General features: G+C 41.1%; 18 protein-coding genes and 2 tRNA genes. 18 read left to right on the top strand and 2 right to left on the bottom strand.

Going from position 1 to position 16,286, the window contains the following annotated elements:
- The first annotated feature begins 41 nt into the window (after window positions 1-41).
- The 18 genes from yidD to FFM66_RS03360 all read left to right on the top strand — a co-directional run bounded on the left by yidD (window position 42) and on the right by FFM66_RS03360 (window position 14,879).
- Window positions 42-320: a membrane protein insertion efficiency factor YidD gene (gene yidD, locus FFM66_RS03275; RefSeq protein WP_082147279.1), complete on the top strand. Its 279-nt coding sequence runs from the start codon at window positions 42-44 to the stop codon at window positions 318-320.
- Window positions 321-336: 16 nt separating this feature from the next.
- The gene (locus tag FFM66_RS03280; protein ID WP_137604986.1) at window positions 337-780 is read left to right on the top strand and encodes a GNAT family N-acetyltransferase; all 444 of its coding nucleotides are present in this window, start codon (window positions 337-339) and stop codon (window positions 778-780) included.
- Window positions 781-836: 56 nt separating this feature from the next.
- The gene (locus FFM66_RS03285) at window positions 837-1,715 is read left to right on the top strand and encodes an ROK family protein (protein ID WP_048604786.1); all 879 of its coding nucleotides are present in this window, start codon (window positions 837-839) and stop codon (window positions 1,713-1,715) included.
- Window positions 1,716-1,917: 202 nt separating this feature from the next.
- Complete coding sequence (locus FFM66_RS03290) at window positions 1,918-3,099, top strand: ABC transporter substrate-binding protein (RefSeq protein WP_137604987.1); 1,182 nt, start codon at window positions 1,918-1,920, stop codon at window positions 3,097-3,099.
- A gap of 82 nt (window positions 3,100-3,181) precedes the next feature.
- Window positions 3,182-4,060 (top strand): branched-chain amino acid ABC transporter permease, encoded by an 879-nt coding sequence (locus FFM66_RS03295; RefSeq protein ID WP_048604788.1) that lies wholly within the window; start codon window positions 3,182-3,184, stop codon window positions 4,058-4,060.
- A 9-nt stretch (window positions 4,061-4,069) separates the two neighbouring features.
- The gene (locus FFM66_RS03300) at window positions 4,070-5,044 is read left to right on the top strand and encodes a branched-chain amino acid ABC transporter permease (RefSeq protein WP_137604988.1); all 975 of its coding nucleotides are present in this window, start codon (window positions 4,070-4,072) and stop codon (window positions 5,042-5,044) included.
- Complete coding sequence (locus FFM66_RS03305; RefSeq protein WP_048604789.1) at window positions 5,025-5,801, top strand: ABC transporter ATP-binding protein; 777 nt, start codon at window positions 5,025-5,027, stop codon at window positions 5,799-5,801. The genes FFM66_RS03300 and FFM66_RS03305 overlap by 20 nt, the downstream gene beginning before the upstream one ends.
- A complete protein-coding gene (locus FFM66_RS03310) occupies window positions 5,801-6,502 on the top strand; it encodes an ABC transporter ATP-binding protein (RefSeq protein WP_048604790.1) in 702 nt (233 codons plus the stop codon). Before FFM66_RS03305 ends, FFM66_RS03310 begins: the two co-directional genes overlap by 1 nt.
- A 3-nt stretch (window positions 6,503-6,505) precedes the next feature.
- Window positions 6,506-7,156: a CBS domain-containing protein gene (locus FFM66_RS03315; RefSeq protein WP_048604791.1), complete on the top strand. Its 651-nt coding sequence runs from the start codon at window positions 6,506-6,508 to the stop codon at window positions 7,154-7,156.
- Between the two features lie 145 nt (window positions 7,157-7,301).
- A complete protein-coding gene (locus FFM66_RS03320) occupies window positions 7,302-7,535 on the top strand; it encodes a DUF2969 domain-containing protein (RefSeq protein WP_048604792.1) in 234 nt (77 codons plus the stop codon).
- 90 nt (window positions 7,536-7,625) lie between these two features.
- Window positions 7,626-7,709 (top strand) — tRNA-Tyr (locus FFM66_RS03325).
- A 1-nt stretch (window position 7,710) separates the two neighbouring features.
- Window positions 7,711-7,782 (top strand) — tRNA-Gln (locus FFM66_RS03330).
- 143 nt (window positions 7,783-7,925) lie between these two features.
- Window positions 7,926-8,915, top strand: coding sequence for an aldose epimerase family protein (locus FFM66_RS03335; protein WP_137604989.1), 990 nt, complete (start codon window positions 7,926-7,928; stop codon window positions 8,913-8,915).
- Between the two features lie 183 nt (window positions 8,916-9,098).
- Entirely contained in the window at window positions 9,099-9,539 is a 441-nt protein-coding gene (locus FFM66_RS03340; RefSeq protein WP_137604990.1) for a CopY/TcrY family copper transport repressor, read from the top strand.
- Window positions 9,540-9,568: 29 nt separating this feature from the next.
- Window positions 9,569-9,778, top strand: coding sequence for a copper chaperone CopZ (gene copZ / locus FFM66_RS03345; protein ID WP_048604795.1), 210 nt, complete (start codon window positions 9,569-9,571; stop codon window positions 9,776-9,778).
- On the top strand, window positions 9,779-11,947 hold the full coding sequence (locus FFM66_RS03350) for a heavy metal translocating P-type ATPase (RefSeq protein WP_137604991.1): 2,169 nt from the start codon (window positions 9,779-9,781) through the stop codon (window positions 11,945-11,947).
- Window positions 11,948-11,961: 14 nt separating this feature from the next.
- Window positions 11,962-14,145: a heavy metal translocating P-type ATPase gene (locus tag FFM66_RS03355; protein WP_371851509.1), complete on the top strand. Its 2,184-nt coding sequence runs from the start codon at window positions 11,962-11,964 to the stop codon at window positions 14,143-14,145.
- Window positions 14,146-14,366: 221 nt separating this feature from the next.
- Window positions 14,367-14,879: a prevent-host-death protein gene (locus FFM66_RS03360; RefSeq protein ID WP_048605330.1), complete on the top strand. Its 513-nt coding sequence runs from the start codon at window positions 14,367-14,369 to the stop codon at window positions 14,877-14,879.
- A gap of 60 nt (window positions 14,880-14,939) precedes the next feature.
- Here FFM66_RS03360 and FFM66_RS03365 read toward each other — a convergent pair whose 3' ends face one another.
- Both FFM66_RS03365 and FFM66_RS03370 read right to left on the bottom strand, forming a co-directional pair.
- Window positions 14,940-15,296, bottom strand: coding sequence for a hypothetical protein (locus FFM66_RS03365; protein ID WP_048604797.1), 357 nt, complete (start codon window positions 15,294-15,296; stop codon window positions 14,940-14,942).
- Between the two features lie 235 nt (window positions 15,297-15,531).
- A complete protein-coding gene (locus FFM66_RS03370; protein WP_048604798.1) occupies window positions 15,532-16,257 on the bottom strand; it encodes a DUF2087 domain-containing protein in 726 nt (241 codons plus the stop codon).
- Window positions 16,258-16,286: the final 29 nt, after the last annotated feature.

The raw sequence follows: 16,286 nt of genomic DNA on the forward strand, positions 1-16,286 counted from the left end.
TTTAGAAAACAAGGTATAGTTTTTTTGAAAGAAGGGAAGAAATGACAGGCTTTTTGATTTTATTGGTACGAGGCTATCAGCGCTTTATTTCGCCGCTGTTTCCTCCTAGATGCCGTTACTATCCCACCTGTTCCGGTTATACACTTCAGGCGCTCAGGGTTCATGGTGGGCTAAAGGGCAGTTTGATGGGGATAGCACGAATCCTTCGTTGCCATCCATTTGTCAAAGGTGGAATCGATTATGTACCCACAAAATTTACACTAAAGCGTAATACCAGTGATAAAATTCAACCGGTTTATACTTATAAAAGAAAGAAATGATTTAAAGGGAGAAAAAATGATTCGAAGATTGAAGGATTCTGAGGAACTTCCTTGGGCGTTGCTGCTGGAGGCCGATCCTGATCGGGAAATGGTCGAAGGCTATCTTTCTGACAGCCAGATCTTGGTTTATGCAGAAACGAAGATTATTGGGATCATTGTTTTTCAAGAAAGGTCGGAATGGGAGATTTTAAATCTGTCAGTAGCTTCAGACCACGAGGGAAAAGGGATCGGTGGCAAATTGTTGGAGGCAAGCTTTCAACAGATGCGCAAGCAAGCACCATTAAAAGAGGTTCTTATCAAAACAGGTGACTTGTCGTCACCAGCACTGCATCTTTATAGGAAGAAAAAGTTTCAGCAAAAAGCAATTATTCAAGATTATTTTGTCACCCATTATTCTGAACCGATTTACGAAAATGGGGAACGATTGCGAAATCAAGTGATTTTATCACGGAAACTTTGAAATTTTTTTGATAATCAAGCGTAACCGCTTACTAAAAAAGAGAGGGTTTTTTTATTATGGGAATTTTGGTATTTGATTTTGGAGGATCAGCAGTAAAATATGGTTATTGGACTGGGGAGAAATTGAGTCGTGTCGACCAATTTCCAACTCCTGCCACATGGGATGAAATGAAAGAAAAATTAAAGGAAGTGCAGGAACAAGCCACGGAAAAAATTACAGGTGTCGGTATCTCTGCACCAGGTGTGGTGAACGTTGATTTGCAACGAATTGATGGCATCAGTGCGATTCCTTATATTCATGGGTTCAATATTTTTGATGAGTTGGCTGGTTTGTTCCGTTTACCAGTGACGATTGAAAATGATGCCAACTGTGCCGGAATGGCGGAATTTTATAACGGAGCGGGCAAAGATTATCAAAATGTCGCCTTTGTCGTAATTGGAACTGGAGTAGGGGGGGCTTTGTTTACTAAAGGACAAATTACTAAAGGTGCCCATTTATATGGTGGAGAATTTGGGCTGATGTATCTTGATAACGGCAAAACTTTTTCAAAATTAGGAACTGCAGTTCAAATGGCTTGGCGCTATTGTGATCGCATGGGACTTGAACGAACAGCTAAGAGTGGTAAGGATGTTTTTGATTTAGCTGAGCAGGGAGATCTGGTTGCTCAAGAAGAGGTCAATCGATTTTATGATTATTTGACTCAGGGCTTGTTCAGTATCCAGTTTGCTTTTGATCCGGAAGTAATTATTTTAGGCGGAGGTGTCAGCGCCAAGGAAGGCCTCGTAGATGAAATCAATCAACGGATGTTAAAAAAATTAGAGGAACAGGGCTTGAAAGATTTTGTACCGGAAATTCTTCTTTGCGAATACCGCAATGATGCCAATCTTGTAGGAGCGGCGGCCAACTTCTATGCCCGTCAACAAGGAGAAGCGTAACAAAGGAACAGTTGTTTCAGAGAAATCTGCGACAACTGTTTTTTGTTTGTATAAATGTGCTGTTGATGATAATATCATTAGTGTAACCTAATCTTTTGTGCTATTCAGAAAAAAATAAATATTCTGAAAATTCATTGACTTTTCCGAAAATTTTCAGTATATTGGTTAACATATTCAAGGGAGAAATGGGAGGTTGATTTTTATGAAAAAGAAATTGGTATTTTTGGCGGCGGCTTTTTTATTAAGTGCTTGTAGCGCTGCACCAAAAGCAGATAATAGCGCTGGCGGATCAGGCGGCGGAAACAAACAAGAAGGTGACACGATTAAAATCGGCGTGAACTTGGAATTGTCAGGTTCGGTTGCTGCGTATGGCAGTGCTGAAAAACAAGGAATCGATCTTGCCGTTGAGACCATCAATGCGGATGGCGGGGTATTAGGAAAGAAATTAGAAATTGTTGAAAAAGACAACAAATCAGATAATAACGAAGCCGGAACCGTTGCGGCAAATCTTACAACGAATAGTAAAGTTGTCGCAATGATTGGACCTGCGACTTCCGGTGCCACAAAATCGGCGCTGCCAAGTGCTACAGATGCACAGGTGCCGTTAATTACACCATCTGGAACGGATGATTCCATCACACTTTCTGGTGATGAGGTACAAAAATATGGCTTCCGTTCTTGTTTCCAAGATAGCTTCCAAGGAAAAATCTTGGCAAAATATGCTAACGATACTATGAAAGCTGATAAAGCAGTTATTTTAGGAGATAATTCCAGCGATTATGCAACTGGGTTGTCAAAAGCATTTAAAGAAGAATATACCGGCGACATTGTAATGGAAGAAAACTTTACCGCTGGCGACAAAGATTTCCAAGCAGTTCTGACAAAAATTAAAAAAGAAGACTTTAATGTTTTGTTTGTTCCTGGTTATTATGCAGAAGATGGTCTGATCATCAAACAAGCTCGGGAAATGGGTATCACCCAGCCAATCATCGGAGCCGATGGTTTTGGTGATGCGAAACTTGTTGAAATTGCCGGTGCTGAAAATGTGACGGATGTTTATTATACCGCCCACTTCTCAACCAAAGCCCCAGCAACAGACAAAGTGGAACCTTTTATCAAAGCCTTCAAAGGAAAATACAATGAAGAACCTTCACAATTTTCTGCCTTGGCCTATGACGCGGTTTATATGCTGAAACAAGCAATGGAAGATCAAGATTCTGCTGATTCAGACAAAATTACGACTGGACTTACTGAATTGAAAGACTTTGTTGGTGTTACCGGGAATATCTCAATGGACGAAAACCACAATCCAGAAAAAGCAGCGGTCGTTTTGGGTATGACGGAAGGAAAAGAAACTTCTGCTGAAGCAGTAACTTTGGATTAGTAATGAACAAAACAAATGAACTGAGAAAAGGTGGAGGTAGCTCCACCTTTTTTACAAAAACAGATAGGGTGGATGTGATGAAATGGAAACAATGATCCAACAATTAATCAATGGATTGTTTTTGGGAAGTATTTATGCTTTGTTGGCACTAGGCTATACAATGGTTTACGGGATTATCAAATTAATCAACTTTGCGCATGGCGAAGTGTATATGATTGGGAGTTTTATTGGCTACTTTTTGATCAATCAATTAAAGTTGGGCTTTTTTCCAGCCTTGATTCTTTCTATGATTGTCTGCGGAATTTTAGGTGTGACCATTGAATTTTTGGCCTATCGTCCCTTGCGAAAATCGACGCGGATCTCGGCATTGATCACAGCAATCGGTGTTTCCTTTTTGTTGCAAAATGTCATGACGTACTTTTTTTCCGCTAACACACGCTCTTTTCCGCAAGTGATTGAACGAAAGACCTATCAATTAGGCTTTATCGAAGTGAGCAATATTCAATTATTGATTTTATTTATCTCGTTGTTTTTAATGATTTTACTACAAGTTATCGTCAAAAAAACTCGGATGGGAAAAGCGATGCGGGCAGTGAGTGTTGATCCGGATGCAGCGCAATTGATGGGCATCAATGTGAATCGAACGATTTCCTTTACCTTTGCACTAGGTTCAGCGCTGGCGGCGGCTGGCGGTATGCTGATTGGACTTTACTACAATTCAATTGATCCATTGATGGGAGTTGTTCCCGGGCTGAAATCCTTCGTAGCGGCGGTTCTGGGAGGAATTGGAATTATTCCTGGTGCTGCGCTTGGGGGCTTTGTCATTGGACTGATTGAAACGATTGCGACGGCTCTTGGCTTTTCCGACTTTAAAGATGCTATTGTTTATATCGTTTTGATTTTGATTCTGCTGATTCGTCCGGCCGGTATTTTAGGGAAAAATATCAAAGAGAAAGTGTAGGTGTCAACCATGAAAAAAAATCTGAAATATAATTTAGGTTGGTTGGCGGTTGCGCTGCTGATCTATGGCGTTTTATTGGCTCTTTATAATGGTGGAATTATCACGCTGTTTACGAATCGAATCATCGTGAATATCGGAATTAATATCATTTTAGCTGTTGGATTGAACTTGATTATCGGATTTTCTGGGCAGTTTTCTTTAGGTCATGCGGGATTTATGGCGATCGGTGCCTATTCCGGGGCGATTATGGCAATCAATAATCCAACCTATCTTGGCTTTTTCTCAGGAATGCTGGTGGGGATGGTGATTTCTGGTATCGTTGCGGTAGTGGTCGGGATTCCCACCCTGCGCTTAAAAGGTGATTATCTTGCGATAGCGACATTGGGAATTGCGGAAATTATCCGAATCTTGATTGTCAACATGTCGGATCTCACAAAAGGTGCCGCTGGAATTTTTGGGATTTTGCCTTTTACAAGTTGGGAAATGGTGTATCTCTTTACCGTCCTAACGATTATCGTGGTAGCTAACTTTGTTCATAGTGGGCCGGGTCGGGCGACATTAGCGGTTCGTGAAGATGAAATTGCTGCGGAATCAATGGGTATCAACACGACGAAATACAAAGTAGTAGCGTTTGTCGTCGGCGCTGTCACTGCTAGTATTGCCGGTACCTTGTTTGCCGGATTTCAACAATCAGTTTTTCCAAAAGATTATGGTTTTATGAAATCAATCGATATTTTGATTATCGTCGTCTTCGGCGGAATGGGCAGTACTACGGGAGCTGTTGTTTCGGCTGTCGTGTTGGGAATTTTGAACATGTTCCTGCAAGACTTCGGTGTTTTACGAATGATTATTTATGCCTTAGCGTTAGTCATCATTATGATTTTTAAACCAGGTGGGCTATTAGGCACTTGGGAATTCTCTGTGAGACGGATAATGAATAAATTTAAGAGAGGAGATGATTCAGATGCCTCTGTTGGACGTTAAAAATTTGACAAAAAACTTTGGTGGACTTGCAGCTGTCTCCCATGTCAGCATGTATTTAGAAACCAATGAACTTGTGGGCTTGATCGGTCCAAATGGTGCGGGGAAAACCACTCTTTTCAATCTTTTGACGGGTGTTTATGAACCCAGTGAAGGTGATGTGTTGCTGGATCATCAAGGAACAATGGAACGATTGAATGGGATCAAGCCGTATCGTGTAGCTGAAAAAGGTATGAGCCGTACGTTTCAAAATATTCGTTTGTTCAAAGAATTGACTGTGATGGAAAATGTGTTGATCGCCATGAACGGCAAACATCAGGTCAACTTTTTCACAAGTATTTTTCGTTTGCCAAAATTTTATAAAAATGAAGAAAAATTGCATCAAAAGGCATTGGAGCTGTTGGCAATTTTTGGATTGGAAAAAAAAGCCGATACATTGGCAAAAAATATGCCTTATGGGGAACAGCGTCGCTTAGAAATCGTGCGGGCATTGGCAACGGAACCTAAAGTATTGTTTCTTGACGAACCGGCAGCCGGCATGAATCCACAAGAAACCGCAGAATTAACCGAATTGATCCGTAAGATTCAACAAGATTTTCAATTGACGATTTTATTGATTGAACATGACATGAGTCTGGTTATGGAAGTCTGTGAGCGAATCTATGTACTGGAATATGGACAAGTGATTGCAGAAGGTGATCCAGAGGCCATCAAATCAAATCCGCGAGTAATCGAAGCGTATCTGGGAGGCGAAATGTAATGCTAAAGGTTGAAAATTTATCGGTTCATTATGGGATGATCCAGGCGGTGCATGACGTTTCCTTTGAAGTAAAAAAAGGCGAAATCGTTTCGCTAATCGGTGCAAATGGTGCCGGCAAGACAACGATTTTACGAACGATTTCCGGTTTGATTCGTCCTTCCAATGGAACGATTTTATTTGAAGAAAAAAACATTGTCAAAGAAGCTCCGCAAAAGATTGTTGCGGAAGGCTTATCTCAGGTACCAGAAGGTCGCCACGTATTTTCCGGACTGACCGTTCAAGAAAATTTAGAGATGGGTGCTTTTTTACGGAAAGATAAAGAAGTTAAGCAGGATTATGAACAGGTATTTGAAAAATTTCCCGTCTTGAAGGAAAGAAGAACCCAAGACGCTTCTACTTTATCCGGTGGGGAACAACAAATGTTGGCAATGGGCCGGGCATTGATGTCAAAACCCCGACTTCTTTTACTGGATGAACCATCTATGGGGTTGGCACCAATTTTTATCAAAGAAATCTTTTCCATCGTTCAAGAAATTCAGCAGCAAGGTACAACGATTTTACTGATTGAACAAAATGCAAAAATGGCACTGTCCATTGCGGATCGCGGCTACGTTTTGGAAACAGGGAAAGTTGTTTTAGAAGGAACGGGGCAAGAACTTTTAGCTAGTGAAGCAGTGAAGAAAGCTTATTTGGGAGGGTAAAAGATGAGTGTAAGTGATTTTATGTCGAAAGACTTGGTTGTTGTTCATCCAGAAACACCGATTTTTGATGCGGTCGATTTAATGAAGCAGCATGATATCCACCGATTACCAGTCTTGAAGGACGAGCGGTTGGTGGGATTAATCACCGAAGGAATTATTTCTGCAGCGATGCCTTCAAAAGCGACGAGCCTAAGTGTGTATGAAGTAAATTACCTGTTAAACAAAACCACCGTCGGCGATGTAATGGAAAAAAATGTTCAGACGATTCCGCCGAATGCGTTACTGGAAGATGCTATTTTTGAGATGCGGGAAAACAACATTGGTGTATTACCGGTAGTTGATGAAGATCGGGTCGTTGGAATGATTACCAACAATGATATTTTTGATGCCTTTTTGAAAATCACCGGTTATAATGACGGAGGAACTCGTGTGACCCTTCAAATCACCGAAGATCACAAAGGTGTGTTGGCGGAGCTGGCAAAAGTTCTAACAGATCATGATTTAAGTATTTTGACGATTGTCGTCAATCGCATGGCGCTATCAACGATCGTGGAAATCCAAGTGGAAAGCCGTGAAGTTGACCGGGTACGAGAAATTTTGACAAACGCCGGTTATCTTGTAGTAGATGCAGTATTGACGAGCGGTCATAAATAAAAAAGACCAGTTGACACTAGAGGCAGTGCTAGTCGTCAGCTGGCCTTGTTTGGTTTACTAACGGAAAACCTGTTAATTTCTGTGAAATATGATAAAATAAGCAAGGGTCATCCTGACAGAAAAAAGATGAAGACGAGGTGAGGACATGTCAAAGAAAAACAAAGATATTGAAGTTCGTTTGGAAGAAACAAAAAAAACGATCAAAGGCAAAGAATATGAAGTCACACAATTGATTATTGGTAAAAAAATGATTGGTGAAGTATTGACAGTTAGTGCAAAAGAATTTGAAAGTTTTCTAGGGGAAGAAGACTTAGGTTCCTATAAAAACTTTGATGCAGCAGTCGAAGCAATTATTTTGCAACACAATTTGCACGATTAAAAAAATTGTAAAAAAAATTGAAATTATCACTTGCAAACTCATAGGTTTTTTTGTATCATAACGTAGTCAGGTTTTTTAAGAAACCTTTTTGGAGGAGTAGCGAAGTGGCTAAACGCGACGGACTGTAAATCCGTTCCTTCGGGTTCAGTGGTTCGAATCCACTCTCCTCCACCATTGGGGTATAGCCAAGCGGTAAGGCAAGGGACTTTGACTCCCTCATGCGTTGGTTCGAATCCAGCTACCCCAGTCATTTAGAAACGAAGCTCTTCATGGGTTTCGTTTTTTTGTTGGGAAAATATTTACTAAATTTTACTATACAATTGACGAGACTTTCCGGTACGTCTATACTAGTAATGAAAAGGCTTTATTTTTTATGAGGAAGGTGTAAAAATGGTACGTGTAAAAAAGCAAACAAATGAAACCTATGGAACCTATTTTTTGATTGAAAATACTCATGGGGTGAAACTAGCGGTCAGTCCGCAAGGGGCACGGGCGTTAGAATGGATCGTCCCAGTTGAAGGACAGGAACGAGACTTATTGGTAGGTTTCAAAACTATCGAGGAACATAAAAAGGCTCGCTATTATGCAGCAACTATCGGTCCAGTAGCCGGCAGAATCGCAGGTGCGGCATATACGATTGATGGAAAAACCTATCAGACTCCGGATAACGATGGCGGAAATACGCTTCATGGCGGTTTTGAAGGCTATGATACACAAATGTGGTCTGCAGAACCTTTTGAAGAAGCAGACAATGCGGGGGTGGTTTTTAGCTTGACCTATCCAGATGGAAAAGATGGATTTCCTGGAAATGTTACGTCTAAAATCACGTATCGCTTGGATAATGACAATAACTACCAAATTGAATATGTTGCGACAACGGATAAACCAACAATATATAATCCTACCAATCATGGCTATTACAATTTAACTGGTTCACCTGCCAATTCAATCAATGAGCATACCTTGCAAGTAGGTGCCAAACAGGTTGCTGAAACCAATCCGGATGTGACAACGACAGGGAAAAAAGTTGATGTGGCTGGAACCAAATTTGATTTTGTTGCTGGCCGTAAAATTGGGAATACCTATTTAGATGACCCGTTTCTTTTAGATCATGAAGCTGCTAATGATTTAGTTTTGACGAGTCCCGACGAAAAAGTTCGACTGGAAATTCAAACGACCGCATCGGCAGTGGTCATCTATACGACGGGGTCCTCTGAAGCCGGCACATCGATGAAGCATGGGGAAATGGTGGATCATGGAGGAATTGCCATCGAACCGCAAGAAGTTCCTGGTACGGAAAAATACCCGCAATTTGGAAACATCGTGTTGCGCCCTGAGCAACCATTTTATTCAAAAACCACGTATCATGTGGTATTTTAACAAGTAAGAAATTCGGCTCCTGAGAAATCAGGAGTCTTTTTTTGTCTTTTGGGTTGACAGTTTTCGATTACAAGTGTAAACTTCATTTTGTTAGATCGATTACGTTTGTAAACAAAAATGATTTTACCTTTAATAAATTGAAGGGAAAGTTTGTTCCATTCATCGGAAGAAAGGAAGGATTCTATGATCACAAGTAGTGAACCAATCAAAATTAGCGATTCCGAATGGGAGATCATGCGGGTATTGTGGACATTGGGTGCAGCTTCGGCCCAAGAAATCGATCATCTGCTTTCAGAGACGATGGATTGGAAACTGGCGACGGTTAAAACATTGCTGGGACGTCTGGTAAAAAAAGAAGCCGTTTGGACAGAAACGGAAGGGAAAAAATTTATTTATCATCCAACAGTCGGTGAAGCAGAAACTGTGCGAAGTGCCACGGAAACATTATTTTCCCATATCTGCGCAAAACGAGTGGGAGGAACGATCGCTGATTTGATTTCAGAAGCAGCGTTAACGCAAGAAGATATTGATAAAATTCAAGAAGTTCTAGCGAAAAAAGAAGCCGTTCCTGAAATCATCTGTAACTGTATTCCCGGGCAGTGCAACTGCAAAGCCCATCATTAAAAAAATTAATTCAAAGGGAGAGATTTTTTATGAAACAAACATTTGCAATTAAAGGAATGAACTGTGAACATTGTGTCGCAAAGGTAGAAAATGGTATCAAGGAATTACCCGGAATTCAAAAGGTGAAGATCCAGCTGAAGAAAAATGCCGGAACTGTGAAATTTGATGAAGCGCAAATCTCGGGACAACAAATTGCAGACAAGATCACTGAAGTCGGATACCCAACAGAGGTGCTATAAATGAGTGAAACAAAAGTTCAAAACTTTGTAATCACCGGCATGACCTGTGCTAACTGTTCCGCACGAGTAGAAAAAGAGCTTAACGCACAGCCGGGAGTAAAAGCGGCGACAGTGAATCTTGCCACTGAAAAAGCGACAGTTCAATTTGCGGAGACCACGGCAGAGAATTTAATTGCCAGTGTGGAAAGTATTGGTTATGGGGCGATCTTGGATGATGAAGCTCATCGGCAGCAAGTAGCGGCAGAAAAAGCTAACTATCTTTTTAAAATGAAACGAGATGTAATTGTCAGCCTAATTTTAGTAGCACCTCTAATGGTTTCAATGGTGGCGATGCTGTTGGGCAATCATCAAGAATGGGTGATGTTTTTCCATCAGCCATTGGTCCAATTGGTTTTGGTTACACCTATCCAATTTTTGATTGGGGCTCGTTTTTATAAGGGGGCGTATCACGCAATCAAAACCAATGCCCCGAACATGGATGTATTGGTAGCGATGGGGACAACGGCGGCTTTTGCATTAAGTGTGTATAACGGCTTTTTTGCCGATCGTGTTCATGAACTGTATTTTGAAAGCAGCGGCATGATTATTGCTCTAATTTTATTAGGAAAATATTTAGAAATTCTTGCCAAAACAAGAACCAGCAAAGCAATCCAACAGTTGATGAAACTACAGGCAAAAACGGCACGGGTGTTTCAAAATGGAGAAGAAGTAGAATTGCCGGTTGAATTAATTGAAACCGGTATGGAAATTATCGTCCGTCCCGGTGAACAAATTCCCGTCGATGGTAAAGTATTAGAAGGAAGTACTGCAGTAGATGAAAGCATGCTGACAGGAGAAAGTCTGCCAGTGGAAAAAAAGGAAGATTCTACTGTGTTTGGCGGGACTGTCAATACGACAGGAAATTTAAAAATTCGAGCACTAAAAGTCGGCAATGAAACCGTATTGGCACGAATTATTCGTATGGTGGAAGATGCACAAGGATCAAAAGCGCCAATTCAACAAATTGCCGATCGTATCTCAGGTATTTTTGTGCCGGTTGTATTGATTGTTGCAGCGATAACATTGCTTTTGACAGGTTTCTTGAGTGGAGATTGGCAAACGGCGGTTATCCATAGTGTTGCTGTATTGGTCATTGCGTGTCCTTGTGCCCTAGGTTTAGCAACTCCCACTGCAATTATGGTAGGTACAGGTTTAGGTGCGAAGAATGGGATTTTGATTAAGGGTGGTGAAGCGTTGGAAACCGCCTCGCATATTACTAGCGTCATCTTGGATAAAACTGGTACGATAACAGTAGGACAACCAGTGGTAACGGATTTTCTTACAGAAAATGACCAAGCGGCAGCAATTTTTGCTAGTTTAGAAGCTGGATCGGAACATCCTTTAGCAAAAGCGATTCTTGATTACACAGTAGCTATTGACAGGTTGGAAGTAGAACAATTTCAAGCAATTCCCGGTAAAGGAATCCAAGGAATGATTCAAGGAAGAACTTATCAAATCGGTACCCGTCGATTTTTGACACAAAAAATTTCTGATTCTTTACAACAAGCAGCAGAACAATGGACGGCACAAGGAAAGACAATCATGTTTTTAGCGGATGAAAGTGTGATTCTTGCCGCAGTAGCAGTGGCAGATGAGATTAAAGAAACCTCTCAAGCCGCAATCAAGCAATTACATGCAGCTGGTATCAAGGTATACATGCTGACCGGTGACAACCAAAAGGCCGCCCAATACATTGGGCAGCAAGTAGGAATTTCATCGGAAAATATTTTTGCAGAAGTCTTGCCGGAAGAAAAATCGGCGAAAGTTGCATTATTACAAGAAGCTGGAGAAGTCGTCGGCATGGTAGGAGATGGTATCAATGATGCGCCTGCTTTGGCTTTAGCAGATGTGGGGATTGCAATGGGCAGCGGAACGGATATTGCGATGGAAACGGCGGATGTTACATTGATTCACAGTGATTTGACCTACCTTAGCCAAATGATTAAACTGTCAAAAGCAACGATTCGCAAAATCAAGCAAAATCTTTTCTGGGCATTTATTTACAATACGATTGGTATTCCTTTTGCAGCATTGGGTTTTTTGAATCCAATCGTTGCCGGTGGTGCCATGGCCTTTAGTTCGGTCAGTGTTTTATTAAATTCATTGAGTTTAAATCGTACCAAAATTTAAAGAAAGAAGGGTTGATGGTGAAAGAAGAAAAGAAGATGCCCCACAATCATGAAATGCCTCATCATGAGCATAATCATGAGGAGCATAAGCTAGAAAATAGGAAACATCACAGCAGTCACGAGAAGGGGAACCATGAGATGAGTGACCATGAGATGCATCAGATGGATCATAAGCACCACGACATGTCCCACATGGACCATATGTCTCATATGGATCATGACATGGGTGGGATGGATCACTCGATGCACATGGGGAATTTTAAACAAAAGTTTTGGCTTTCTCTGGTGTTGGCAATTCCTATTGTCATTTTATCGCCGATGATGGGCATTGAGTTACCTTTTCAATTTACCTTTCCCGGTTCTGATTGGGTAGTATTGATTTTGGCAACGGTTTTGTTTATCTATGGCGGACAACCATTTCTGAGCGGCGCCAAAATGGAACTGAAACAAAAAAATCCAGCAATGATGACGCTGATTGCAATGGGAATTTCGGTGGCATATATTTACAGTCTTTACGCATTTGTTGCCAATCATTTTCTTCATGGAGAACACGTCATGGACTTTTTCTGGGAACTGGCAACGTTGATCGTTATCATGCTGCTGGGGCATTGGATCGAAATGAATGCCGTGTCGAATGCCAGTGATGCGTTGAAAAAATTAGCAGAATTACTACCGGATACTGTCACACGTCTAACAAAAGACGGAGAAGAGAAAGTTTCCCTGCAAGAAATTAAAGTAGGGGAACAATTGATCGTTCGTGCCGGTGATAAGATGCCAACGGACGGAGTTATTGAAAAAGGATCAACGACTGTAGATGAATCAGCGGTGACTGGTGAATCACGGGGCGTGGTAAAAGCAGAAGGTGCCAAGGTCATTGGTGGATCTGTCAATGGCAATGGTACGATTCAAATCAAAGTTACTGGAACAGGGGAAAGCGGCTACCTCGCCAAAGTGATGGAGATGGTCCGCAAAGCGCAATCAGAAAAATCCAAATTAGAAGGACTGGCTGATAAAGTAGCCAAGTGGCTCTTTTATGTCGCACTGATTGCCGGTATTCTGGCATTTGTTATTTGGCTGATCGTGGCTGATTTGGCTACGGCATTGGATCGCATGGTAACGGTTTTTGTTATTGCCTGTCCCCATGCACTGGGATTAGCAATTCCGCTCGTTGTAGCAAGATCTACGTCGATTGCGGCAAAAAATGGCTTGTTGTTGAAAAATCGTAATGCTTTAGAGTATGCTCATGAGTTAGATATGATTTTGCTGGATAAAACAGGAACCTTGACTCAAGGAACCTTTTCTGTCACAGGTGTTGATGTCTTGGCGAAAGAGTACAGTCAAGAAGAAGTGTTAAAATATATCGGAGCAATGGAAGCTTCCGCCAATCACCCAATCGCAACCGGGATTATGAAATATATCAAAGAAAAAGAAGTTGCGATTTACTCTGGGGAAAATATTAAAAATATTTCCGGTGTTGGATTGGAAGGAACCGTTGAAGGCCACCAAGTAAAAATCATCAATGAAAAAGCTTTGAAGGAAGAAAACTTGTCCCTTGACGGGGAGAAGACGAAAAAATATCAAGAACAAGGCAACACCATCAGCTATTTGCTGATTGATCAACAATTGATTGGGTTAATTGCTTTAGGAGATCAAATCAAACCGGAAGCAAAAGCCTTTATTCAAGCCTTGAAGGAACGAAACATTGAACCAGTTATGTTGACAGGAGACAACCAAAAAGCTGCCGCTGCGGTTGCAAACTATATTGGGTTAGAAAATTTTCATGCAGAATTGCTTCCAGATGGTAAGGAAGAAATCGTTCGTCAACTGACGGCTAAAGGAAAACGGGTCGCAATGGTGGGAGACGGAATCAATGATGCCCCAAGTTTAGCCCGTGCTACTGTCGGTATTGCAATTGGTGCCGGAACAGACGTGGCAATCGATTCTGCGGATGTGGTTTTGACCAACAGCAATCCCGAAGATATTCTTCACTTTCTTGATTTAGCAAAACAAACCCGGAAAAAAATGGTGCAAAATCTTTGGTGGGGTGCCGGCTACAATATATTGGCGATTCCTCTGGCAGCCGGTGTTCTCGCACCTATCGGTATTATCTTGAACCCGGCAGTAGGAGCAATTTTAATGTCCTTAAGCACGGTGATTGTTGCGATCAATGCCATGACATTAAAAATAAAAAGTGAATAATTATTTTTTAGAGAGAAGATGAGAGAAAATCTTCTCTTTTTTTTGCGAAAAAGTTGCTGTTTACGAATAGAATCGGGGAAAATTTCCCTGTTCGCCTATAGTTCCCGGGGGCAGATATGCTATAATATGAACGTTGAAGCAAGAATCTGTGTTCTGCGTGGAGAAATTTCGTGGAACAATATACGTTAGAAAAAATGACGACATCAAAAGGAGCAAGACAAATGGAACTGAAGAAGTTAGAGGTTCCCACTACTTCCATCACTGAGGTCAAAAAATCACCAATGGACGTGTTCAATCAAGCACGGGAAGCTGGGACTGCGGTATATGTGTTTAATCGTGAAAAAGTAGCGGGTGTGATGCTGACCCAAGAACAATACGAGACATTATTACAGGAATTAAATAATCGGCCGGAAGTAGAAGACGAGTTGACCACAGTCGATGGGTTGGATGAATTTTTATCCGTTATGCACCATACATTGGTTACAGGAGCTACGATTTCTGCAAAAAACTTAGATGAACGAATGGTAGCATTAGGTTTTATTACCCGCAAAACCGGTTTCGGCGGGGTGGTAGATATGGTTACTGAATTAAAAGAAAGTGGAAAAATCGCCTATCAATTGCGAAAAAAACACAATGGCAAAACGGTGATTGCAGAAGTGATTGGAGAACAAGACAGCACTTCCAGCATGTTTGATAAATTGATTATCAAAAAAATTTTTCTCAAAGAAATCTAGCTTATAAATAAGCAAAAGGCGATCCGTTGGGCAGATCGCCTTTTTTTCTATGTATGAAGATTACTGAGGCAAAGAAATTCGTAGAAAAGATGCCCAGACGATACCAACGATTTGGGGAATCAAATATAAAAGTGACAAGCCAAAAACTAGGATCGTGGGATGAAACGGTTGATAAAAGAAATGCCATTCTGGATGATTGGCTTGCAATAACAAAGATAAAAGGGTACTCAATAAGTTTCCCGCCAGCCACCATTTCATTTGGTGGGCAGCTTTTGAATAAAACCCGATCGCTAATGCAAAAAATAACGAAATGAAAAATCCAATGCTTGAGTGGTAATGATTATCCAAGACAAGTGAGAAGTATACAACCGGCAAACAAAAAAGTACGATAGGTAATCGTATAATTTTTTTGGACACATTACACCTCCTGACTACTTTGCAAAGTACTTGCTTTCCCTTATTCTAGGGATAAAAAATAAAAGTAGCAACCTTATTGAAGGAATCTTTTGGCAGATGATAAAAATTTAAGGAAACTATTGCTGGAATGAAAGACAACTCAAGTTTTGTTATTAATTATTGATAAAATAACGACAGCCTTCATAATGGAAAGCTGTCGTTTTTAGCGATTCACTTTTGAAGCGACCGCTAAAAATTATTCGGTTGCTACCCAATAGGTTTTGCCATCTTTTGTTCGCTTTAAAAAACCGTACTCAATCAGATAGCGACGAATCGTGGCGAAATCATCCATAAATTGTTTGATAATTTCGTTGACAGCCGGCTCAGAATAATTTTTCTGAGGGTCAAACCGTTGGGCAATCACTGTCAATAGGATGATTTTTCGTTTTTCCTTACTTGGAAATTGTGAAATTCGTCCCTTTTCATCCAGATAGTTGGCTAGGACTTTTTGTTTTTCGGCTTCAGTGATTTGATAGCGATCATCCACCATTTTTGCACCGATATGAGGAAGCAGGTAATGATCTGTCTGCAACAGTTGCATCATGCTTAAAAATACTTGCGCCTGCCGTTCTTTTTCTTTTAGCTTGAAGCGATGGTTGCGCACAGTCGAGGTGGAGATACCCAGCCGTTGAGCAATGACCGCATCGGATAATTGTTGCGAAAAAAGAGCGATTATTTCCTGTTGGCTCTCTGTTAAGCCGCTGATTTCCCGAGGCTGTGCCAAAAGTGCCGCTAAGGGGCCATTATGAGCCATAGCAAGATGGCATTCCATGGCTTTTTTTGCCGTCATCGGCTGTTCTTCTACTGTGTAAATCAACCCTTCCTCATAAACTTGGTCACAGTACAAACAGGCATAACGATCATCGGCAGTAAAAAATCCCTGCAAATAATCTGTTGATTGATACACTTTTTCTGTTTTCATTTGCTTTCCTCCAAACGAGATTAATTCTT

The sequence above is a fragment of the Enterococcus songbeiensis genome (genome assembly GCF_005405265.1).
In the GTDB taxonomy this organism is placed as follows: domain Bacteria; phylum Bacillota; class Bacilli; order Lactobacillales; family Enterococcaceae; genus Enterococcus_C; species Enterococcus_C songbeiensis.